The 26,376-nt window shown below is 45.3% G+C and carries 9 protein-coding genes; 7 read left to right on the top strand and 2 right to left on the bottom strand.

The annotated features are described in order from the left end of the window. Positions 1-42: 42 nt before the first annotated feature. Both rpoC and ACRHOZ_RS16605 read left to right on the top strand, forming a co-directional pair. On the top strand, positions 43-4,341 hold the full coding sequence (rpoC, locus tag ACRHOZ_RS16610) for a DNA-directed RNA polymerase subunit beta' (RefSeq protein ID WP_431127893.1): 4,299 nt from the start codon (positions 43-45) through the stop codon (positions 4,339-4,341). A gap of 171 nt (positions 4,342-4,512) precedes the next feature. Then, entirely contained in the window at positions 4,513-4,824 is a 312-nt protein-coding gene (locus tag ACRHOZ_RS16605) for a DUF3467 domain-containing protein (protein ID WP_420398991.1), read from the top strand. Between the two features lie 48 nt (positions 4,825-4,872). Here the strand turns inward: ACRHOZ_RS16605 and ACRHOZ_RS16600 are convergent, their stop codons facing one another. Further along, a complete protein-coding gene (locus ACRHOZ_RS16600) occupies positions 4,873-5,304 on the bottom strand; it encodes a hypothetical protein (protein ID WP_431127890.1) in 432 nt (143 codons plus the stop codon). A gap of 98 nt (positions 5,305-5,402) precedes the next feature. Further along, positions 5,403-6,995, bottom strand: coding sequence for a peptide chain release factor 3 (locus ACRHOZ_RS16595; RefSeq protein WP_431127887.1), 1,593 nt, complete (start codon positions 6,993-6,995; stop codon positions 5,403-5,405). A gap of 397 nt (positions 6,996-7,392) precedes the next feature. Between ACRHOZ_RS16595 and ACRHOZ_RS16590 the strand changes: the two genes are divergently transcribed. From ACRHOZ_RS16590 to ACRHOZ_RS16570, 5 genes are all read left to right on the top strand, one after another. After that, positions 7,393-11,136: a gliding motility-associated C-terminal domain-containing protein gene (locus ACRHOZ_RS16590; RefSeq protein ID WP_431127884.1), complete on the top strand. Its 3,744-nt coding sequence runs from the start codon at positions 7,393-7,395 to the stop codon at positions 11,134-11,136. Between the two features lie 14 nt (positions 11,137-11,150). Continuing rightward, positions 11,151-12,101: a PorP/SprF family type IX secretion system membrane protein gene (locus tag ACRHOZ_RS16585; protein WP_431127881.1), complete on the top strand. Its 951-nt coding sequence runs from the start codon at positions 11,151-11,153 to the stop codon at positions 12,099-12,101. A 10-nt stretch (positions 12,102-12,111) separates the two neighbouring features. Next, a complete protein-coding gene (locus ACRHOZ_RS16580; protein ID WP_431127877.1) occupies positions 12,112-14,067 on the top strand; it encodes an OmpA family protein in 1,956 nt (651 codons plus the stop codon). A gap of 148 nt (positions 14,068-14,215) precedes the next feature. Beyond that, on the top strand, positions 14,216-18,691 hold the full coding sequence (locus tag ACRHOZ_RS16575) for a beta strand repeat-containing protein (RefSeq protein ID WP_431127874.1): 4,476 nt from the start codon (positions 14,216-14,218) through the stop codon (positions 18,689-18,691). Between the two features lie 333 nt (positions 18,692-19,024). Beyond that, positions 19,025-26,376 (top strand): beta strand repeat-containing protein (locus ACRHOZ_RS16570; RefSeq protein WP_431127871.1); only part of this gene is annotated, 7,352 nt, incomplete at its 3' end.

The following is a 26,376-nucleotide window of genomic DNA, read 5'->3' as shown; positions in this document are numbered from 1 at the left end:
TAAATAATAAAGCATTTTTAATCATATCATCTCCATAGTATTATGGCTAGAATAAAAGATAATAACGCACCAAAAAGGTTTGATAAAATTTCCATCGGGTTGGCCTCTCCAGAGTCCATTTTGGCAGAGTCCCGTGGTGAAGTTTTAAAGCCAGAAACCATTAACTACAGAACGCACAAGCCCGAGAGGGACGGACTGTTCTGTGAGCGTATATTTGGTCCGGTAAAGGATTACGAATGTGCCTGCGGTAAATATAAGCGTATCCGCTATCGCGGAATTGTTTGTGACCGTTGTGGTGTGGAAGTAACGGAGAAAAAAGTACGTAGAGATCGTGTGGGGCACATCAACTTGGTGGTTCCTGTAGCGCATATCTGGTATTTCCGTTCCCTTCCAAATAAAATTGGATACCTATTGGGATTACCATCCAAGAAATTGGATATGATCATCTATTACGAAAGGTATGTGGTGATTCAGCCTGGTATTGCCAAAGGCCCAGAAGGTGAGGAAATCAATAAGATGGATTTCTTGACCGAGGAGGAATACCTAAACATTTTGGAATCCATTCCAGCAGAAAACCAGTATTTGGAAGATACGGACCCTAACAAGTTCGTGGCTAAAATGGGTGCTGAATGTTTAATTGATTTGTTGTCCAGAATCGATTTGGAAGCACTTTCCTATGAGTTGAGGCACAAAGCAAACACGGAAACCTCCAAGCAGCGTAAGACAGAAGCACTTAAGAGACTTCAAGTAGTGGAGGCTTTGCGTGAGTCCCAAGGGAATAGGGAGAACAATCCAGAGTGGATGATCATGAAGGTGATTCCTGTAATTCCGCCGGAACTGCGTCCATTGGTACCATTGGATGGTGGTCGTTTCGCAACTTCCGATTTGAACGATCTGTACCGTAGGGTAATTATCCGTAACAATCGACTAAAGCGATTGATGGAGATCAAGGCTCCCGAGGTAATCTTGAGAAACGAGAAGCGTATGCTTCAGGAAGCTGTGGATTCCTTGTTCGATAACACCAGAAAAGCTTCTGCTGTAAAAACAGAATCAAATAGACCATTGAAATCCCTTTCTGATTCCTTGAAAGGTAAGCAAGGTCGCTTCCGTCAAAACCTTTTGGGTAAACGTGTGGATTACTCCGCTCGTTCCGTGATCGTGGTTGGACCGGAAATGAAGTTGTACGAATGTGGTCTACCAAAGGATATGGCTGCCGAGCTGTACAAGCCTTTCGTTATCAGAAAACTGATTGAAAGAGGTATCGTAAAAACGGTAAAATCGGCCAAGAAAATCATAGACAAGAAAGAGCCTGTGGTTTGGGATATCTTGGAGAATGTCCTTAAAGGACATCCGGTACTATTGAACCGGGCCCCCACATTGCACAGATTGGGGATTCAGGCATTCCAACCTAAATTGATAGAAGGTAAGGCAATCCGTTTGCACCCATTGGCATGTACCGCCTTTAATGCGGATTTTGATGGGGATCAAATGGCGGTTCACTTACCCTTGGGCCCAGAGGCCATTTTGGAAGCCCAACTATTGATGTTGGCCTCCCAAAACATCTTGAACCCGGCCAACGGTTCTCCAATTACCGTTCCTTCTCAGGATATGGTATTGGGTCTGTACTACATGACCAAGGAGCGCAAATCCACCAAAGAAGTGCCAATTAAGGGAGAAGGCTTGACTTTCTACTCTGCTGAGGAAGTGGAGATAGCCTTCAACGAAGGAAAAGTGGACTTGAATGCCGGAATCAAGGTAAGGGCCAAGGATTTTAATGAAGACGGCGAGTTGGTGAACCAAATTATTCCAACCACGGTTGGACGTGTATTGTTCAACAGCGTGGTGCCAGAACAAGCGGGTTATATCAACACCGTTTTGAACAAGAAATCCCTAAGAAATATTATCGGGGATATTCTTGCGGTAACAGATGTTCCTACAACTGCGGAGTTCTTGGATAAAATCAAATCCATGGGATATGATTTCGCCTTTAAAGGAGGCTTGTCCTTCAGTTTGGGTGATATTATCATTCCACCAGAGAAACATGATATGATCAACGATGCGAACGAGCAGGTTGATGGTATTATGATGAACTATAACATGGGTCTAATCACCAACAACGAACGTTACAATCAGGTGATTGATGTGTGGACCTCTACCAATGCCATGTTGACGGAATTGGCCATGAAGCGAATTCGCGAAGATCAACAAGGATTCAACTCAGTATATATGATGTTGGATTCAGGTGCGAGGGGTTCCAAGGAGCAGATTCGCCAGTTGACCGGTATGCGTGGTTTGATGGCTAAGCCTAAAAAATCTACCGCAGGTGGTGGTGAGATTATTGAAAACCCGATTCTTTCCAACTTTAAGGAAGGACTTTCCATCTTGGAATACTTTATCTCTACCCACGGTGCGCGTAAAGGTCTAGCGGATACCGCTTTGAAAACTGCGGATGCTGGATACCTGACACGTCGTTTGGTGGATGTTTCCCAAGATGTGATTATCAATATCGAGGATTGTGGTACGCTTCGAGGAATTGAGGTTGAAGCCTTAAAAAAGAATGAAGAAGTAGTAGAGACCTTGGGTGAAAGAATCTTAGGTAGGGTTTCCTTGCATGATGTATACAATCCATTAACAGAGGAGTTGATTTTGGCTGCTGGTCAGGAGATTTCCGAAGCTGATGTGAAGAAGGTGGAAGCCGCTCCAATCGAAAAGATTGAGGTACGTTCCGCATTGACTTGTGAGGCGCCAAAAGGAATTTGTGCCAAGTGTTACGGTAGAAACCTTGCGACCAATAAAATGGTTCAGCGTGGTGAGGCCGTAGGTGTTGTGGCAGCGCAATCCATTGGTGAGCCTGGTACACAGCTTACACTACGTACCTTCCACGTGGGTGGTATTGCAGGTAACATTTCCGAGGATAACAAATTGGAAGCCAAGTTTGAAGGTATTGCTGAAATCGAGGATTTGAGAACCGTTGTTGGAGAAAACAGCGAAGGCGAAAAAGCCAACATTGTAATCTCCAGAACTTCTGAAATCAAAGTGGTGGATGCCAATACGGGTATTACTTTGAGTACCAATAACATTCCTTATGGATCTCAATTGTTTGTGAAGAACGGGGCTAAAATCAAGCCAGGAACCGTTATTTGTCAGTGGGATCCCTATAATGGTGTAATTGTTTCCGAATTCACTGGGCAAATTGCCTACGAAAACATAGAACAAGGAGTTACCTATCAAGTTGAAATCGATGAACAGACCGGTTTCCAGGAAAAGGTAATTTCCGAATCCAGAAACAAGAAACTCATTCCAACCTTGTTGATCAAGGATGGCAAAGGAGAGACCTTGCGTTCTTATAACTTACCCGTTGGTTCCCACTTGATGGTGGACGACGGTGAGAAGATCAAGGAAGGTAAAATTTTGGTGAAGATTCCACGTAAGTCTGCTAAAGCGGGGGATATTACGGGTGGTCTTCCAAGGGTGACCGAGCTTTTTGAAGCACGTAACCCTTCCAACCCTGCCGTGGTTTCCGAAATTGATGGTGTGGTTTCCTTCGGTAAGATCAAGCGGGGTAACCGTGAGATTATCATCGAAGCGAAGTCTGGTGAAATCAAGAAGTACTTGGTAAAACTATCCAATCAGATCTTGGTTCAGGAGAACGATTACGTTCGCGCGGGAATGCCATTGTCTGATGGATCTATTACTCCAGAGGATATCTTGGCGATTAAAGGGCCTTCTGCGGTACAACAATACTTGGTGAACGAAGTTCAGGAAGTATACCGTCTACAAGGGGTGAAGATCAATGACAAACACTTCGAGGTAGTTGTTCGCCAGATGATGCGTAAAGTTCGAATCGAAGATTCAGGGGATACCACTTTCTTGGAGAACCAATTGGTACACAAGGACGACTTTATCCATGAAAACGATGAAATTTTCGGTATGAAAGTTGTAGAAGACGCAGGCGATTCCGAGAACTTGAAAGCTGGACAGATCGTTACTGCCCGTACGTTGAGGGACGAGAATTCTGTTTTGAGAAGAGCAGATAAAACTTTGGTAAGCGCAAGGGATGCCGTAGCCGCTACGGCAACTCCAATCTTACAAGGTATTACACGTGCGTCCTTGCAGACCAAATCCTTTATCTCTGCGGCATCGTTCCAGGAAACTACCAAAGTATTGAACGAAGCTGCGGTAAGCGGTAAAGTAGATACCTTGGAAGGTTTGAAGGAAAATGTAATTGTAGGGCATAAGATTCCAGCCGGTACCGGTATGAGGGATTATGACAGTATCATTGTAGGCTCCAAAGAAGAATACGATGAAATCATGGCCCGAAAAGAGGAATTCAAATTCTAATAAACAAAACCCTGGCAATTGTCAGGGTTTTCTTTTTATATTAAATGACGTCACCCTGAATTCATTTCAGGGTCTCATGAGGTTTGCGATTCTGAAATCCTCCCTGGATGGGCAGGAAGTTTAGAATGACGTTACTTTTAAAATTCAAGTAATCTTAAATCAAAATATAAAATGGCTGAAAACGATAAAACCCAAAAGCAAATCAATATAGAACTGGACGAAAAAACGGCAGAAGGAATCTATTCCAACTTGGCCATTATAAATCATTCAGTATCAGAATTTGTAGTGGACTTTATTAGCATGATGCCCGGAGCGCCCAAGGCAAAGGTGAAGAGTAGAATTGTACTAACTCCGCAACATGCCAAAAAATTCCTTAAGGCCTTAAATGATAATGTGGCAAGATTTGAAAAGGCCCATGGAACGATTAAGGACTATGAACAACCTCCCATTCCGCTCAATTTTGGACCTACGGGCGAAGCATAAAACAAAACCCAGACAATTGTCTGGGTTTTGTTTTTTAAAAAGGATGGTCTAGGAAAGCCAGCCCTTCTGAATACTTTTTTTTGCAAGGAAAACAAGGTAGAGACCAATACCCAAAACCAATATTGGAAAGAAAATAGCTTGATTTCCCATAACCTCTATGGTATTCGTCATAAATGTATTATAAACGAACTGTGCCAATGCCGCTATGAGAGAGAGAACCAGCAATGGTTTTGCCCATTTTTTTCTGATGAGCAGAGCAATACTTCCTAAAGTACCCCCAAAAACAGCAATCGCAAAAGCCGCGGTCACCCAAGCTGGTCTTCCTTCGAACAATGCACGTTGTTCTTGGGTCATTTGCTCAAGTTGTTCAATACTTGTATAGGCATCCCCTAAATAGGCAGCAACACCCATTAGATTCCATAAGAGTGCAACTACACTTACCACCCAAAACCATACTGGCGGTTTGTTTGAATCAGACATAAGAAAAGTTTTTATTGGTTACAGCCAATAAAGTACAAAAAATCCATGAATTGAATTTTTGCAACTTCCTGATTAGACGTGATGTAAGTAAAGTGTTGCTATTCCGTTACCTCCGAAGTAAAGCGTAGCTTAACTGATGGATACTTCTGTTGGGTCATTTGAAGTGAAAAAGCCGAGTCTGCAAGAAAAACAAGCTGGCCTCTTTTATCCTTGGCCAAGAATTTCTGTTTTACCCGTTTAAATTCTTTAAACTCTTCACTATTTGGATCTTCCGCCTCTACCCAGCAAGCTTTGTGCACAGGGAAGTTTTCATAGGTGCATTTGGCGCCATATTCATGCTCCAAGCGGTATTGGATTACCTCGTACTGTAGTGCTCCCACAGTGCCAATAACCTTACGGCCGTTCATTTCCAAAGTAAATAATTGCGCCACACCTTCATCCATTAATTGGTCTATCCCCTTATACAATTGCTTGGCTTTCATGGGGTCAGCATTGTTTATATACCTAAAATGCTCGGGTGAAAAACTCGGAATGCCCTTGTAGTTTAATTTTTCCCCATTGGTCAGGGTATCTCCAATCTTGAAATTTCCAGTGTCATGCAAACCCACAATATCCCCTGGATAAGAGATATCTACGATTTCCTTTTTTTCAGCAAAAAAAGCGTTGGGGCTTGAGAATTTCAGCTTTTTATCTTGTCGTACGTGGAGGTAAGGTTTATTTCGTTCAAAGGTACCCGATACAATTTTGATAAAGGCCAGTCTATCGCGGTGCTTTGGGTCCATATTGGCATGGATTTTAAAAACAAAGCCCGAAAAGTCTTTTTCATCCGATTCCACAAGGCGCTCTTCGGCCATTTTAGCTCTTGGAGAAGGTGCAATGTCCACAAAACAATCCAGCAATTCCCGAACTCCAAAGTTGTTTAGTGCAGAACCAAAGAAGACAGGCTGTTGCATGCCTTCCAGATAAGCCTTCATATCAAACTCAGGATAAACCCCAGAGACCAGTTCCAAGTTGTCCCTTAGCTCCTCAGCTGCGCTTTCTCCAATGATTTGCTCCAATTCAGGGCTTTCCATATCGGTAAATGCAATGGTTTCTTCAATATTCTGTTTACTGTTGCCGCTGAACAGGTTGATATTTTTCTCGTAGATGTTGTAGATTCCCTTAAAATCGTAGCCCATCCCAATCGGAAAACTCAATGGGGTAACGGAAAGTCCAAGTTTTTGTTCTACTTCATCCAAAAGGTCAAACGCATCTTTCCCTTCGCGGTCCAATTTGTTGATGAAAACAATCATGGGAATGTTCCGCATTCGGCATACTTCCACCAATTTTTCCGTTTGCTCCTCAACCCCTTTGGCAACATCAATTACCACAATGACGCTGTCCACGGCAGTTAATGTCCTAAAAGTATCCTCGGCAAAATCCTTGTGCCCCGGAGTATCTAGAATATTGATTTTTTTGTCCTTGTAGATAAAGGCCAATACAGATGTGGCCACGGAAATTCCCCTCTGACGCTCAATCTCCATAAAATCACTGGTGGCCGACTTTTTGATTTTGTTGTTTTTGACCGCTCCGGCTTCCTGAATGGCCCCACCGAACAGCAATAATTTTTCGGTCAAGGTTGTTTTACCCGCATCAGGGTGGGAGATAATTCCAAAAGTCCTTCGTCTGGCTATTTCCTTTTCAAAATCCATCTACAAAAATTTCGGCAAAAATAGGGGTTTTATGGCTTATAAATTCTATTTGGAGCCACTTAGACATTTGTTAAAAGAAAGAAGACAAAAATTGTTTAAAAATGCCATTTGAAAGAAAAAAGTGAAGTAATTTTCCGTCGCAAAAAACTAGATTTTTACCCACCAATAATCCGTTCACAGAATCTGTTCGTATAAATATAAGTGGTAGGTAATGATGAGGAATTTGCCTTTTGTCGATAAAAATAGGTCTTGCACATCAAATGCATTAACTATGTGCGCAAAAGTTGGTTGTTGGGAAGCGAGAACCCAATAGCCAAAAATAGTAAAGAAAAGCCCCATTTTCTTACTAGTTCGAGAACACTAATGCCATGGTGATACGTTGACCAAAACTATCATTATGGAAAAAATTACTTTCTTAAATCTTAAGAAAAAGGTTTCATATAGTCTTTTTTCACTGGCATTCGTTGCATTTTGTTTGAGCTTTCAAAATGCTGCTCACGCTTCAACATTGGAGGCACCAATCTCGTTCTACACGGACACAGACGGAGACGGAGTTCCTGACAACAAGGATATAGATAATGACAACGACGGTATAATTAATTCGGTTGAAGACAAGAATGAGGATGGTGACGATAAATATTGGACCAATCCTACCGATACCGATGGAGATGGGGTACCTGACTATTTGGATTTGGATTCCGATGATGATGGTATCATTGATAACATTGAGGCACAACCTTTGCCAGGGTATGTGGCCCCTTCTGGGGAAGATGTAGATGGAAATGGATTGGACGATGCCTACGAGGAAACCCCTGGAAGTTGTGGTGGCCTGATCCCAGTTGATACGGATGGGGATTATATCCCAGATTACAAGGATATTGATTCAGACAATGACGGTATCCTGGACAATATAGAAGCCCAAAAAACCTCCAAATATATTCCGCCCTCAGGAAAAGATATGGACGGCAATGGTTTGGATGATGCCTATGGACTTAGCGCATGTGGCTGTCTGGGACTTCAGCCCATTGATTCAGATGATGACCGTGTCAAAGACTTTAGGGATATAGATTCAGATGATGATGGAATTCCTGACAATGTAGAAGGCCAGACCACAGCCGGTTACATTCCACCAACTGGGCAAGATGATGATTATGATGGGTTGGACAATGCCTATGAAGGAAGTGGCGATGAGGGAATTGACCCTGTAAATACCGATGGTGTTGACAATCTTGACTATCTGGACGATGATACGGACAACGATCTGGTACCGGACAACAACGAGGGGAACGACTTCAACTTTGACGGAGTTCCCGATCAGGCCTATACGGGCACGGACACGGACAACGACGGACTGGACGATGGTTACGAGGGGTCTGATGTCAACGATGGTTATGACGTGAACGACGAGATCGACGACCCTGCCAACGACCTGCCGGACACGGACGGGACGGAAGACGTGAACTACCGCGACCTGGACGACGACGGGGACGGAATCGACACCCCTGACGAGGACGTTGACGGTGACGATGACCCCACCAATGACGATACGGACGATGACGGTACCCCCGATTACCTTGATCCGGACGGACCTGGGGACGACACCGATGATGACGGCGTACCGGACCTTGTGGACCTTGATGACGATAATGACGGTATCCTCGATACCACGGAGGACCACAACATAGATGGCGACGACGACCCGCTGACCAACCCCTTGGACAGTGATGGGGACGGAAGGCCGGACCACCTGGACATCGACAGTGACGATGACGGTATCCCGGACAATGTCGAGGCACAGCCCACGGCCACCTATATTCCACCTAACGACGACGATGAGGCGACCTATGAGGCGAACCAAGGTGTGAACTCTGCCTATTTGGGCGGGCTTACCCCTGAGAACACGGATGACGACGAAATTCCGGACTATCTGGACGATGATACGGACAATGACCTGGTACCGGACAACAATGAGGGGAACGACTTCAACTTTGACGGAATTCCCGATCAGGCCTATACGGGCACGGACACGGACAACGACGGACTGGACGACGGTTACGAGGGCTCGGACGTGAACGATGGTTATGACGTGAACGACGAGATCGACGACCCTGCCAACGACCTGCCGGACACCGATGGGACAGAGGACGTGAACTACCGCGACCTGGACGACGACGGGGACGGTATCGACACCCCTGATGAGGACGTGGACGGTGACGACGACCCCACCAATGACGATACGGACGATGATGGCACTCCGGACTACCTGGATCCAGATGGACCTGGGGACGACACCGATGATGATGGCGTACCGGATCTTGTGGATCTTGACGATGACAACGACGGTATCCTCGATACCACTGAGGACCATAATATAGACGGGGACGACGATCCCCTGACCAATCCCTTGGACAGCGATGGGGACGGAAGGCCCGACCACCTGGACATCGACAGTGACGATGACGGTATCCCGGACAATGTTGAGGCGCAGCCCACGGCCACCTATATCCCACCGAACGATGACGACGAGGCGACCTATGAGGCGAACCAAGGTGTGAACTCTGCTTATTTGGGCGGGCTTTCCCCTGAGAACACGGATGACGACGAAATTCCGGATTACCTGGACGATGATACGGACAACGACCTGGTACCGGACAACAACGAGGGGAACGACTTCAACTTTGACGGTGTTCCCGATCAGGCCTACACGGGCACGGACACGGACAACGACGGACTGGACGACGGATATGAGGGCTCGGACGTGAACGATGGTTATGACGTGAACGATGAGATCGACGACCCTGCCAACGACCTGCCGGACACGGATGGCACGGAGGACGTAAACTACCGCGATCTGGACGACGACGGCGACGGGATCGACACCCCGGATGAGGACCCGGACGGTGACGACGACCCCACCAACGATGATACCGACGATGACGGTACTCCTGACTACTTAGATCCTGATAGTCCCAAGACCATTGTTGCGGTAGATGACTCATTTACTACGAATGGGGATGAAGGTGAGATTCCTAATAGCGATGTACTTGCCAACGATACCTTGGATGGAGAATCTGTAACCTTGGAGGATGTCATTTTAATTTCCACACCAACAGATGTTTTAACGATTCTTGAGGATGGAACTATTAGAGTGGAGCCGGGAACCCCTGATGGTATTTATACAATAGACTATACCATCTGTGAGCTAGCTAATATGGATAACTGCGACACGGGTACTGTAACCGTTGAGGTGGGCCCTGCAATGATGAATGAAATTATCGCAATGGATGATTCCTATAGTGCTGATACTTCTGGAGGTGAGATTCCGAACAGTAACGTACTTGATAATGATACCCTGGATGGGATGCCTGTAACTTTGGAGAATGTTATACTAAGTTCAACTCCTACCGAGGAATTGACAATTCTGGAGGATGGAAGTATTCTTGTAACTCCAGGAACAGAAGAAGGAAGCTATACCATCGAATACACCATCTGTGAGATGGCGGATGTCGAGAACTGCGATTCGGGTACAGTGACCATAGAGGTAGGCCCAGCCATGGTGAATGAGATTGTAGCTGTGGATGATGCATATGGTTCAACAAGTGCTGGTGGATTGATTACCGGCAGTGATGTGCTCTCCAACGACACCTTAGATGGCGAACCTGCGACGATAATCAATGTGATTCTCACTTCCACTCCAACTGGTGCTTTGACCATTAACCCAGACGGAAGTGTTGAAGTGACTCCAAATACTCCTGATGGCATCTATACCATTGAATATCAAATTTGTGAGGCAGATGACCCTGACAATTGTGATACTGCCGTAGTTACGGTATCAGTGGAAAATATTGAGGTGAACCAAATGCTGACACCCAATGGGGATCTAAAAAATGATTTCTTATTTATAAGAGGGGTAAGAAATATTAAGACCAGTACACTTCGCATCTTTAACAGATGGGGTGTGGCGGTTTACGAAGGAAAAGATTACGACAACATCAATAATGTATTTGACGGCAGATCACGTGGTAGGTCAACCCTAAGCGTGAACGATTATCTTCCGGCGGGGGTATATTTTTATATCTTTGACTATGAAACGGAAGAAGGAAGTTTTACCGACTCCGAATACATTTATATAAGTAGGTAACATATTGAAACAGAATGATTAAAAAGCACTTTTTAATTCCGTTTTTACTTATTGGAATCACAATTCAGAGTCTTGTTGCCCAACAAGATGCCCAGTATACCCAGTATATGTTCAATACACTGACTGTGAACCCAGCTTATGCGGGTTCTCGGGGACAATTGAGCTTTGCAGGTCTGTATCGTTCCCAGTGGATAGGGCTTGATGGCGCACCTGAGACTTTTAGTCTCAACCTTCATTCCCCCATAAGAAATAGTAGATTGGGGTATGGGGTATCCATAGTCAATGACAATATAGGAGATGGGGTGGTTCAAGAGACCTATTTTGATGCTGTGCTGTCATATACCATAGATGTTGCCTTGGATGCGAAGCTTTCCTTCGGACTAAAGGCTGGGGGAAATATGCTGAGTCTGGATTTTAACGGGTTACGGAATTTTGATCAAGAGGTGGTGCAACAGGATAACATAGATAACCAGTTCAATCCAAATTTCGGATTGGGCATTTACTACCATACGGACAAGTTTTATTTTGGTGTATCCGCTCCCAATATCTTGGAGACGGAGTATTTTGATAATAATGCGAACGATGCCAATTCCGTAAACTTCTTGTCCACGGAACGCATCAATTTCTATTTGATCACCGGCTATGTTTTCGATTTGAATGCAGATTTGCAGTTCAAACCCGCTTTGTTGACCAAAGCTGTGGGAGGAGCTCCTTTGCAAGTGGATATATCGGCCAATTTCCTATATGCGGATAAATTCTATTTTGGCGGGGCCTATAGATTGGATGCGGCTGTTAGTGCTTTGGCAGGGTTCCAGATAACGGATCAGATAATGCTTGGTCTGGCGTATGATCGGGAGACCACGGAACTGGGAGGAACCCAATTCAATGATGGGTCTTTTGAAGTGTTTTTACGACTGGAATTGTTGAAGGCATTCCAAAGAACGGTTTCACCTAGATTCTTTTAATACCTGAACTATGCAAAAAAGAATACTAATCCTTGTAATTGTTTTTCTAGGATATTCTAGCCCATTTTGGTCTCAGGAGGAGGTAAAGGTGAATGAAAAACAGGGAGCCAAAGCCCAGGCCAAGGCGGACGAACGCTATAACGAATATTCCTTTAGTCCGGCCATTGATATTTATAAAAAGGTATTGGATAAAGGATATGTATCCCAGGATTTGTTGAAACGCTTGGGAAATGCCTATTACTTCAATGCCAAATACGAAGAAGCGGCAAATGTATACAAAAGGTTGGCCGAGGCCTATCCTGATGAAACAGAACCGGATTACTTCTTTAGATACGCACAAAGTTTAAAAACCCTTGGGGAATACGATGCCGCATCTGAGATGATGTCCAAGTTCAAGCAAATGACTGCCCAAGGAGAGTTCCCCTCAGATGAGGACTACTTGGCCAAGATAGAGAAGAACTCAGGAAGATTTAGTGTCAAGCCATTCGCTTACAACAGCAAATACTCGGATTTTGCAGCAGCATTCTACGAAAAGGGACTGATATTTTCTTCCGATAGGGATACTGGAAATTTGGCTAGGTACAGGCATACGTGGAACTCCAAGGATTTCTTGGATTTGTACAAGGTCAATGCGGATAGCGTTTCCAATAATCGTGTGGTCAAGGTTCCTGGGGATGTAAACACCAGACTCCACGAATCCACTTCTGTGGTTTCCAAGGATGGGACAACCATGTATTTTACGCGGAATAACTTCTTGGATGGTAAAAAATATAAAGATGAGCAGGGTATCATCAGGCTTAAAATTTATAGCGCGGAATTGGTAGATGGTGAATGGACCAACATCATTGAATTGCCCTTCAACAGCGATTCGTATTCCGTGGCCCACCCAGTCTTGAGTCCGGACGGGAAGAAACTTTATTTTGTTTCGGACATGCCAGGCGCAGTAGGGGAGTCCGATATATTTTATACGGAAATCATTGGTGATGGAACTTATGGGCCTATCATCAATCTTGGCAAAAACATTAACACAAGGGCTCGGGAAACTTTTCCTTATATCACCCAGGAGGGGATATTGTATTTTTCTTCGGATGGGCACCCTGGCTTGGGAGGTTTGGACGTTTTTGCGACCAAAATCACTTTTGGAAACTTCAACGAACCTGTGGTAAATGTGGGAAAACCAGTAAATGGGAATCAAGATGATTTTGCCTTTATCCTGGATAATGAAACCAAGATTGGCTACTTCTCATCCAATCGCGAAGGCGGTATGGGTGAAGACGATATTTACGAGTTTACAGAGAACGAACCCCTGGTCTTGGATTGTATCCAAGAAGTAACTGGAACGGTGAGGGATAGGATTTCTAATGAGGTTTTGGCAGGCGCAACTGTTATGATCATTGACGAAGAAAACAAGGAGGTATCATCTACCTTAACCGATTCACAAGGCAACTATGTGCTAAGTTTGGATTGTTCCAAAGGCAATTTTGTACGGGCATCAAGGGATGGATATGTTCCGGCCGAGGAATACCTCAACAAGTCCTATGGCAAGCCAAGAATTGTGGACTTTTATCTAGAACGTGATGTGGTCACGGGAGGATTCGGTGATGATCTGGCCAAATTACTGCAGCTGAGTACCATCTACTTTGATTTGAACAAGTACAATATTCGCCCAGATGCCGAAATTGAGATTCAAAAGGTCATCGTGGCCATGGAGAAATATCCAAGCTTGAAAATCAAGGTGAATTCCCATACAGATAGTAGGGGCAATGATGCTTATAACCTGTGGCTGTCCCAGAAGAGGGCAGAATCTACCGTAAATTATATGATTTCCAAAGGAATAGCTGCAGATAGACTTCAAGGAGAAGGTTTTGGAGAAAAACGATTGGTAAATAATTGTAGCAATGGGGTGCGCTGTTCAAGCGACGAGCATCAGTTGAATCGAAGATCGGAATTCATCATATTCGAATAGCGCAATATTTTTACGCAAATTATAAAAAGGAACCTCAAATTCAGGTTCCTTTTTTTGTATTTATAGCTCAAATCGGTTATTCCTCACCCCACATTTATACCTGTTCACTTTATCGATAAGCCCTTTCACAACAATTATTTAGAGGCGCATGGAACTACGGTTACATTTGGAAAAAGTATATTCCACTAACTATATGCTTACCAAAATAAAACCTCTAAAAAGAACAATTGCGCTATGCAACGTGCTATTTGTTTTTGCCTGTTTCTCCATGATGGGGCAGGATACCTATCGCGATAATTTTAGTTCCACCTCATATTCCAATAACGACGGTTCCCAGAATTTTGCAACCAGTTGGGACGAAACTGGCGATGATGACAGTCCAAGTTCCGGACGTATAGAAATTGTAGGGAATGAACTAGAGTTCAATAATATAGATAGTAGAACCATTTTTAGGGATTTGAATTTGTCCGGCGCCTCAAGTGTTACCTTGGATTTGGATTATGATGCCTCCTCCAGGGGAAATGAATCGCTCTTGGTGCAATTATGGAACGACAATACCTCGTCTTACCAAACCGTTGCGACAATCAATAGTACAGCTACAGGTTCGGTCTCACACAATTTAACCGCTGATGAGATCTCGGCGAACTCGTCCATAAGATTTGTTGGTGGAGATTCCAACTGGGGAAGCAGTGAAACGATTTACATAGACAATGTGCTGTTCACAGCTACCTTTAACCCTACGGTTACGGTCAATGATATAACTGTTGATGAAGGCGCGGGGAATGCGGTTTTTACAGTAACACATACAGGTGCCAATGCATCAGGGGCATTTACCGTTAATTTTCAAACCGTAAATGGTACCGCAACTTCAGGAAGTGATTATACCTTTACCAGTGGAACGCTCAACTTTAATGGAACTTCCGGCGATACGGACAACATTACAGTCCCCATTACGGATGATGGTACCCTGGAGAGCACCGAGACTTTTACCATTCAATTTACAGCCTCTTCCGATGGTTCGGTGGACTTTTCAGATACCGCAATCGGTAACATAACAGATAATGACGGCCTGATCATCACAGATGGGGTAACAGATAACTCGTGTAATGGAACTTTCTTGGATACAGGAGGTCAATCTGCAACATACTCCAACAATGAAGACATTACGTATACCATTTGCCCGGATACAGGAGGAAGTTTTGTCCGAATCAACTTTACTAGCTTCGATGTAGAGAACGGATATGACTTTCTTTATGTTTATGAAGGTACCACAACAGGCGGAACCTTAATTGGTCAATATCACAATGGAAATACCCCTCCTAGCACCATCACCTCAAGTGATGGCTCAGGTTGTTTGACTTTTCGGTTTACATCAGATTTTAGTGTGACCAACAACGGATGGGAAGCGACCGTTTCCTGTTATACCCCAGGCCCAACAATGGACATTACTGATGTCAGTGTGAATGAAGATGCAGGCAATGCCGTATTTACGGTCACACATACAGGTTTGAGCGCTTCAGGAGCATTTACGGTCAATTTTCAAACTGTGGACGGAACAGCCTTGGCTGGAAGCGATTACACAAGTACCACGGGAACCCTTAGTTTTAATGGTACCGTTGGCGATACCGAAACTATTACAGTTCCGATAACCAATGATGCCGTAGTGGAGTCGGACGAAACCTTTACCATACAATTTACGAGCTCGTCTGACGGGACTGTGGATATCACGGACACGGCGACAGGTACAATCAATTCCCAGATTTCTTCAGATGCTCCGCTGGTACTTTACGAGGAGTTCCATGGAAATGTGGATTACGTAGTTACCGGAAATACCTTAAGAACAGCTGACAATAACACAGACCCCTGTGCGGTGACCAATTCCAGTTCGGCCACCTTGATAGCTCCAATTCCAGGTACGGCAACCATAAGAAAAGCATATTTATATTGGGCACATTCCAGCTCTACCATGGATGCGGATGTTACCTTTGAAGGACAAGCCATAACTGCGGATTTGGCCTATAATGCCTATTCCGCAACCTATTGGAGTTACCTAAGTGATGTTACGTCCATAGTTACTGGTTTGGCCGATCCTTCTACCAATACATACGATTTTGCCGATTTGACTATTGATACAACAAGTAGCTGCGGAAGCCAAGGTGTTTTGGGCGGATGGGCTTTGATGGTCTTTTACGACGATCCTACACTACCAGCATCCAGTATTAATTTATACCAAGGATTTCAACGACTTAGAAATGCAAGCGATTCGTTTACTTTGGATTCGTTTTATGCCATTGCAGGCTCAGGAGCCAAAGCCACTTTCTTATCTTGGGAAGGGGACGATACGCTCTCTGGGGCCTCGGAAACCCTCTCCATAACAAATGAATCAGGATCAACATTCACCCTGAGTGGTGATGGGGGACAAACAGGAACTAATGCCTACAACGGTACCATTTACGATGATACACAAGCACCTGTTTATAATGATGCTACAACCTATGGGGTGGATTTGGATACATACGGAATTTCCTCATACATTTCTCCTGGCGATTCGCAAGTAACAGCAAACGTTTCTGTTGCCAATGATGCTGTATTTTTTAACGCAGTATTGATTCGGGTACAGTCCAATTTGGTTACTGGGACTGTCTTTGAGGATGTCAACTATCCCGGAGGTGCTGGAAGGGACATGGCGACAGCTTCAGGCGTAGGTGTTGAAAATGTTACCCTAGAGCTTTACGATTCTTCTAATGTGTATATGGAAAGTGTTACTTCCAATAGTGACGGGGATTATACATTTGGAGGTATCCCTGATGGAAATTACACGATTAGAGCGGTAAATTCCACGGTAAGATCAACCCGTGGCGGGGGAGTGGGATGCACTTCTTGCTGGCCAGTACAAACATATCGAAATTATAATACTTCCGGTTCCTTTGTGGACGTCACCGGAGAAGTTGGTGGTGCTAACCCTTCTGCTGAAGACGTTGGTACTGGGACTTTGACAGGGGCTCAGACCCGTTCGGCAGTAACCATAGCAAGCGGGGGTATTGTAGGATTGGATTTCGGATTCAACTTTAACACCATTGTGAATACAAATGGCGATGGTCAAGGTTCTTTAGGACAATTCATCATAAATGCAAACAATCTGGATGAAACCGGATTGGATATTGGGGCAAATTCCATTTTTGACCCAGCCGCAGGTGAAGATACCTCTATCTTCATGATTCCTCCAAGTTCAGACGCATTGGGAAGAACGGCGGACTCCAACTACGCCAGCGGCTATTTTGATATTACAATTTCAGCTGCCACCCCTTTAAATGCAATTACTGCCAATAACACAATTATTGATGGTAGAACGCAAACAGCCTATTCTGGAGACACCAATTCAGGAACTGTTGGTTCTGGAGGCAGTACTGTGGGAACCTCGGCAATTAGCTTGCCAACATATTCCCGACCAGAAATTCAAGTGTATAGAAATCAAGGTGATGTATTTGATGTACAAGCCAATGTAACTATTAGAAATTTGGCTGTGAGCGCAAATAACAATGCGGCAATACAAATCAATAGTGGTACGGCTAATATTGTTTCCAATCTAGTAGGGGTCAATGCCCAGGGTTCAAATGCTGGAAACATAAATTACGGGATTGAGATATTGGGTGGCAACCCAACTATTGATGCCAATTATATTGCAACCAATCTAGATGTTGGAATTTTAATTAATGGCGGAACCAGTAGTTTGATTCAGAACAATCATATAACCTCCAATGGCAATCAAGCCTGTGATGACAATATTGAGATTTTGGGAGGAAGTGCAATAACTATCCAACAAAACCTAATTGAAAACGCCGCTGCATCGGGCATAGATGCCTCAGCAAGCACTGGTGCTTTGACCATTACCGAAAATGCCATTACGGCCTCCGGTCAAGACGGTGGCAACTGCTCAGGAAATGTGGAAAACATGGGTGTGCTGGTTGCTGGGGACAACTCGCAACTGACTAATAATCAAATTTATAGCAACGGTGGTGCCGGAATAGTTGTCATAGGTGGTACAGGCAACCTGATCAGCCAAAACTCCATATATGCCAATGGAACTTCCGCCGCAGCTCTGGGAATTGATTTGGATGCTGCTGCAGGAGTCGGGGATGGAGTTACCGTTAATGATAATGGAGACGCAGATAGCGGACCCAACAATTTGTTGAACTTCCCGATTATTGAATCAATCTATCTATCTGGTTCGAATCTTGTGGTGAAGGGTTGGTCACGACCTGGAACTACTTTGGAGTTTTTCTTAACAGATGTTAGTGAAGGAACCGCAACAAGTGGTGACAATCAATTAGGCCTATCCATAGACTATGGTGAAGGTCAGACCTTCCTGGGTACAGCTGTTGAAGGTGGCGGTTCCGATACAGATGGCAATGTTTCAGCCTATTCGGATGCTGATGGAAATACGGATAACACCAATGCATTTGAGTTTTCCATTCCTTTGTCTGTAATTCCTTCTGGTGGGGATTTGATAACCGCTACCGCTACCTTGAGCAACTCTACTTCCGAGTTCTCACCAATGTCCGTTTTAAACATTCCTACGGTAATAACCAATCGAGGAATTACGTATCGGGTAAATAGGGATTAGACCTTTTTTTACATCCAATTCTTACAGCTAATTAATCCAATTTAAGGGCCTGAAAATCAATTTTGCTATGCGCTTTAGCCTTTTACTGCGTTGGTTTAATCGACCAACTACCTTGAATTTTTTACCTCAAAATAAAAAGGTAACCTCAGAATTTAAACCCTATACCGTCGGATTTCAAGCGTACACAACAAATATTTTCCCCCCCTAGAGGTAAGGGTAATTTTGTAAGGTGTAGAAATACTATGCAAAAAGAACAACAGATTTAAAAGCTTTATTAAGCTCTAACAATTACAATAATTCAACCCAGACCCGATGTCTACTAATCATAACCCCATGAAAAAGAGCATCTTAGTTGCAATCCTCATGCTTTTCACAGGAATTGCATTTTCTCAAACCACAGTAACCCTACAAGATCAATGTAACTGCGAGGTCTTGAGCGGAACTGCGGTCACCGCGGCCGGAGCAATAACTCCTGCTGGTGCAGATACTGGAGACGTTTATGTCAATACCAATACCGGAACCATTTATTTTTGGGATGGTGATTCTTGGGAATTGACATCAACAGATGATCAGCAGTTAACTGGGTTTACGTTGGATGGAGCAACAAACGAATTAACATTGACATTGGAAAATGGGGGTAATGTAAGTGTCGATTTAAGCAGTTTAAGCGATACACTTACAGATACCAATACCACGATTACTTCTTTCGGAATTGATGGAACCAATACCAACCTTGAAATTACGGATTCCGACGCGAATACATTTTCAGTTGCCCTGGCAGCATTGGCGGCTTTGATAGATACTGATACCGATGACCAGACCTTGAGTTTGACGGGTAACACCCTTGCCATTGCGGATGGGAACTCCGTTGATTTAAGTGGATATGTGAACACGGACGCACAGACCCTTTCCTTGACCGGGACGGACCTTTCCATCAGTGGGGGGAACACAATAGATATCAGTAGCATAGACACGGATACGGATGACCAGACCTTGAGTTTGACGGGTAACACCCTTGCAATTGCGGATGGGAACTCTGTTGACCTCAGCGGATATGTGGACACAGACGACCAGACTTTGAGCCTATCCGGTACAGATTTGACCATTGCTGATGGTAACACCATTGACATCTCCGGTGTGAACACCGATTCGCAAACGCTTTCCTTGACCGGGACGGACCTTTCCATCAGTGGGGGGAACACGGTTGACATCAGTAGCATAGACACGGATACGGATGACCAGACCTTGAGCTTGACGGGTAACACCCTTGCCATTGCCGATGGTAACTCCGTTGATTTAAGTGGATATGTGAACACGGACACACAGACCCTTTCCTTGACCGGGACGGATCTTTCCATCAGTGGGGGGAACACAGTGGACATCAGTAGCATAGATACGGATACGGATGACCAGACCTTGAGCCTATCCGGAACTGATTTGACCATTGTAGATGGTAACACCATTGACATCTCCGGTGTGAACACCGATTCGCAAACGCTTTCCTTGACCGGGACTGACCTTTCCATCAGTGGGGGGAACACCATAGATATCAGTAGCATAGACACGGACACGGACGACCAGACCTTGAGTTTGACGGGGAACACCCTTGCCATTGCGGACGGTAACTCCATTGACCTGAGCGGATATGTGGATACAGATGACCAGACTTTAAGCCTATCCGGAACTGATTTGACCATTGCGGATGGTAACACCATTGATATCTCCGGTGTAAATACTGATTCGCAAACACTTTCCTTGACCGGGACGGACCTTTCCATCAGTGGGGGGAACACGGTTGACATCAGCAGCATAGATACGGATGATCAGACCTTGAGTTTGATGGGGAACACCCTTGCCATTGCGGACGGTAACTCCGTTGATTTAAGTGGATATGTGAACACAGACGCACAGACCCTTTCTTTGACAGGAACAGACATTTCCATAAGTGGAGGAAATACAGTGGACATCAGCAGCATAGACACGGATACGGATGACCAGACCTTGAGCCTTTCCGGCACGGATTTGACGATTGCAGACGGTAATACAATTGACATCAGCTCTATTGATACAGATACGGACGACCAGACCTTGAGCCTATCCGGAACAGATTTGACAATAGCAGATGGAAACACCATAGACATCAGCAGCATAGATACGGATACGGATGACCAGACCTTGAGTTTGACGGGGAACACCCTTGCCATCGCGGACGGTAACTCCGTTGATTTGAGCGGATATGTGGATACGGATGATCAGACTTTAAGCCTTTTCGGTACAGATTTGACCATTGCGGATGGTAACACCATTGACATCTCCGGTGTGAACACCGATTCGCAAACGCTTTCCTTGACCGGGACGGACCTTTCCATCAGTGGGGGGAACACGGTTGACATCAGTAGCATAGATACGGATACGGATGACCAGACCTTGAGCTTGACGGGTAACACCCTTGCCATTGCCGATGGTAACTCCGTTGATTTGAGCGGATATGTGGATACGGATGATCAGACTTTAAGCCTTTCCGGTACAGATTTGACCATTGCGGATGGTAACACCATTGATATCTCCGGTGTAAATACCGATTCGCAAACGCTTTCCTTGACCGGGACGGACCTTTCCATCAGTGGGGGGAACACGGTCGACATCAGTAGCATAGACACGGATACGGATGACCAGGCTATAGACGGACTTTCCATGGTGGCCGGTGAGTTGAACATTTCATTACAGGATGATGGGGTTGCGCCTTCAACGGTTGATTTGATAAGTGCAAATGCCAATAATGACATTTCTTTTGGAACAGATGGAGGCCTTTATTTGAACGTTGCCTCCGTCAGTATTTCGGAAACGATAACCACCTTGACGGACAATCTGGATGGGACATACACTTATACCAGTGAAAATGGTACCCCGACCACGTTTACCGGAACTGATGACCAAACACTAAGTCTTTCCGGTACTGATTTGACCATTGCTGATGGTAACACCATTGATATCTCCGGTGTGAACACCGATTCGCAAACGCTTTCCTTGACCGGGACGGACCTTTCCATCAGTGGGGGGAACACGATTGATATCAGCAGCATAGACACGGATACGGATGACCAGACCTTGAGTTTGACGGGTAACACCCTTGCGATTGCGGATGGTAACTCCGTTGATTTGAGCGGATATGTGGACACGGACGACCAGACCTTGAGCCTATCCGGAACAGATTTGACAATAGCAGATGGAAACACCATAGACATCAGCAGCATAGATACGGATACGGATGATCAGACCTTGAGTTTGACGGGTAACACCCTTGCCATTGCGGACGGTAACTCCGTTGATTTAAGTGGATATGTGAACACGGACGCACAGACCCTTTCCTTGACCGGGACGGACCTTTCCATCAGTGGGGGGAACACGGTTGACATCAGCAGCATAGACACGGATACAGACGACCAGACTTTGAGCCTTTCCGGAACAGATTTGACGATAGCAGACGGTAATACGATTGACATCAGTTCTATTGATACGGATACGGATGACCAGACCTTGAGTTTGACGGGGAACACCCTTGCCATTGCCGATGGTAACTCCGTTGATTTGAGCGGATATGTGGACACGGATGATCAGACTTTGAGTCTTTCCGGTACAGATTTGACAATAGCAGACGGTAACACAATTGATATCAGTTCTATTGACACTGATACTGATGACCAGACATTAAGTCTTTCTGGAACGGATCTTACCATTGTAGATGGTAACACCATTGACATCTCCGGTGTGAACACCGATTCGCAAACGCTTTCCTTGACCGGGACTGATCTTTCCATCAGTGGGGGGAACACTGTTGACATCAGTAGCATAGACACGGATACGGATGACCAGGCTATAGACGGACTTTCCATGGTGGCCGGTGAATTAAACATTTCATTACAGGATGATGGGGTTGCGCCTTCAACGGTTGATTTGATAAGTGCAAATGCCAATAATGACATTTCTTTTGGAACAGATGGAGGCCTTTATTTGAACGTTGCCTCCGTCAGTATTTCGGAAACGATAACCACCTTGACGGACAATCTGGATGGGACATACACTTATACCAGTGAAAATGGTACCCCGACCACGTTTACCGGAACTGATGACCAAACACTAAGTCTTTCCGGTACTGATTTGACCATTGCTGATGGTAACACCATTGATATCTCCGGTGTGAACACCGATTCGCAAACGCTTTCCTTGACCGGGACGGACCTTTCCATCAGTGGGGGGAACACTGTTGACATCAGTAGCATAGACACGGATACCGATGACCAGACCTTGAGCCTTTCCGGAACAGATTTGACTATTGCAGACGGTAATACAATTGACATCAGCTCTATTGATACAGATACGGATGACCAGACATTAAGTCTTTCTGGAACGGATCTTACCATTGTAGATGGTAACACCATTGATATCTCCGGTGTGAACACCGATTCGCAAACGCTTTCCTTGACCGGGACGGACCTTTCCATCAGTGGGGGGAACACAATTGACATCAGTAGCATTGACACGGATACCGACGACCAGACCTTGAGCTTGACGGGTAACACCCTTGCCATTGCGGACGGTAACTCCGTTGATTTGAGCGGATATGTGGACACAGACGACCAGACTCTAAGTTTATCAGGAACAGATTTGACAATAGCAGATGGAAACACCATAGACATCAGCAGCATAGATACGGATACGGATGATCAGACCTTGAGTTTGACGGGTAACACCCTTGCCATTGCAGATGGGAACTCTGTTGATTTAAGTGGATATGTGAACACAGACGCACAGACCCTTTCCTTGACCGGGACGGACCTTTCCATCAGTGGAGGCAACACAGTGGACATTAGTAGCATAGATACGGATGACCAGACCTTGAGTTTGACGGGGAACACCCTTGCCATCGCGGACGGTAACTCCGTTGATTTGAGCGGATATGTGGATACCGATGACCAGACTTTGAGCCTATCCGGAACTGATTTGACGATTGCAGACGGTAATACAATTGACATCAGCTCTGTTGATACAGATACGGACGACCAGACCTTGAGTTTGACGGGGAACACCCTAGCCATTGCGGATGGCAACTCCGTTGATTTGAGCGGATATGTGGATACCGATGACCAGACTTTGAGCCTCTCCGGTACAGATTTGACGATTGCAGATGGAAACACCATCGATATTTCCGGTGTGAACACCGATTCGCAAACGCTTTCCTTGACCGGGACGGACCTTTCCATCAGTGGGGGGAACACGGTTGACATTAGTAGCATAGATACGGATACGGATGACCAGACCTTGAGTTTGACGGGTAACACCCTTGCAATTGCGGATGGGAACTCTGTTGACCTGAGCGGATATGTGGATACGGATGATCAGACTCTAAGTTTATCAGGAACAGATTTGACAATAGCAGATGGAAACACCATAGATATCAGCAGTATAGATACAGACACAGATGACCAGACATTAAGTCTTTCTGGAACGGATCTTACTATTGTAGATGGAAATACCATCGATATTTCTGGTGTGAACACTGATTCGCAAACGCTTTCCTTGACCGGGACGGACCTTTCCATCAGTGGGGGGAACACAGTGGACATTAGCAGCATTGACACGGATACGGATGACCAGACTTTGAGCCTTTCCGGTACAGATTTGACCATTGCGGATGGTAACACAATTGACATCAGTAGCATAGATACGGATACCGATGACCAGACTTTGAGCTTGTCAGGTACTGACCTTACAATTGCGGATGGAAACACGATTGACATCAGTAGCATAGACACGGATACCGACGACCAGACCTTGAGTTTGACGGGTAACACCCTTGCCATTGCGGACGGTAACTCCGTTGATTTGAGTGGATATGTAGATACTGACGATCAAACTTTGAGCCTATCCGGAACTGATTTGACCATTGCGGATGGAAACACGATTGACATCAGTAGCATAGACACGGATACCGACGACCAGACCTTGAGTTTGACGGGGAACACCCTTGCCATTGCCGATGGTAACTCCGTTGATTTGAGTGGATATGTGGACACGGATGATCAGACTTTGAGCCTATCCGGAACTGATTTGACCATTGCGGATGGTAACACTGTTGATATTTCCGGTGTAAACACCGATTCGCAAACGCTTTCCTTGACCGGGACGGACCTTTCCATCAGTGGGGGGAACACAATAGATATCAGCAGCATTGACACGGATACGGATGACCAGACCTTGAGCTTGACGGGTAACACCCTTGCCATTGCGGATGGGAACTCTGTGGATTTGAGTGGATATGTGGACACAGACGACCAGACTTTGAGCCTTTCCGGTACAGATTTGACGATTGCAGATGGAAACACCATCGATATCTCCGGTGTGAACACCGATTCGCAAACGCTTTCCTTGACCGGGACGGACCTTTCCATCAGTGGGGGGAACACCATAGATATCAGTAGCATAGACACGGATACGGATGACCAGACCTTGAGCTTGACGGGTAACACCCTTGCCATTGCGGACGGTAACTCCGTTGATTTGAGCGGATATGTGGATACCGATGACCAGACTTTGAGCCTATCCGGAACTGATTTGACGATAGCAGACGGTAATACGATTGACATCAGTTCTATTGATACGGATACGGACGACCAGACCTTGAGTTTGACGGGTAATACCCTTGCCATTGCCGATGGTAACTCCGTTGATTTGAGCGGATATGTGGACACGGATGATCAGACTTTGAGTCTTTCCGGTACAGATTTGACAATAGCAGACGGTAACACAATTGATATCAGTTCTATTGACACTGATACTGATGACCAGACATTAAGTCTTTCTGGAACGGATCTTACCATTGTAGATGGTAACACCATTGACATCTCCGGTGTGAACACCGATTCGCAAACGCTTTCCTTGACCGGGACGGACCTTTCCATCAGTGGGGGGAACACAATCGATATCAGTAGCATTGATACGGATACGGATGATCAGACCTTGAGCTTGACGGGGAACACCCTTGCCATTGCGGATGGTAACTCCGTTGATTTGAGTGGATATGTGGATACCGATGACCAGACATTAAGTCTTTCTGGAACGGATCTTACTATTGTAGATGGAAATACCATTGACATCTCCGGTGTAAATACTGATTCGCAAACGCTTTCCTTGACCGGGACGGACCTTTCCATCAGTGGGGGGAACACAGTGGACATTAGCAGCATAGACACGGATACGGACGACCAGACCTTGAGTTTGACGGGGAACACCCTTGCCATTGCGGATGGTAACTCAGTTGATTTGAGTGGATATGTGGACACCGATGACCAAACTTTGAGTCTGTCGGGAACAGATTTGACCATTGCTGATGGAAACACTATTGATATTTCCGGTGTGAACACCGATTCGCAAACCCTTTCCTTAACCGGGACGGACCTTTCCATCAGTGGGGGGAACACAGTTGACATCAGCAGCATTGACACGGATACGGACGACCAGACCTTGAGCTTGACGGGGAACACCCTCGCCATTGCCGATGGTAACTCTGTCGATTTGAGTGGATATGTAGATACTGACGATCAAACTTTGAGTTTGACGGGCAACACCCTTGCCATTGCCGATGGGAACTCTGTTGATTTAAGTGGATATGTGAACACAGACGCACA

This window comes from Flagellimonas flava (assembly GCF_050617915.1).
GTDB classification, from domain to species: Bacteria; Bacteroidota; Bacteroidia; order Flavobacteriales; family Flavobacteriaceae; genus Flagellimonas; species Flagellimonas flava_A.
This window is presented reverse-complemented; position numbering and strand designations above follow the sequence as displayed.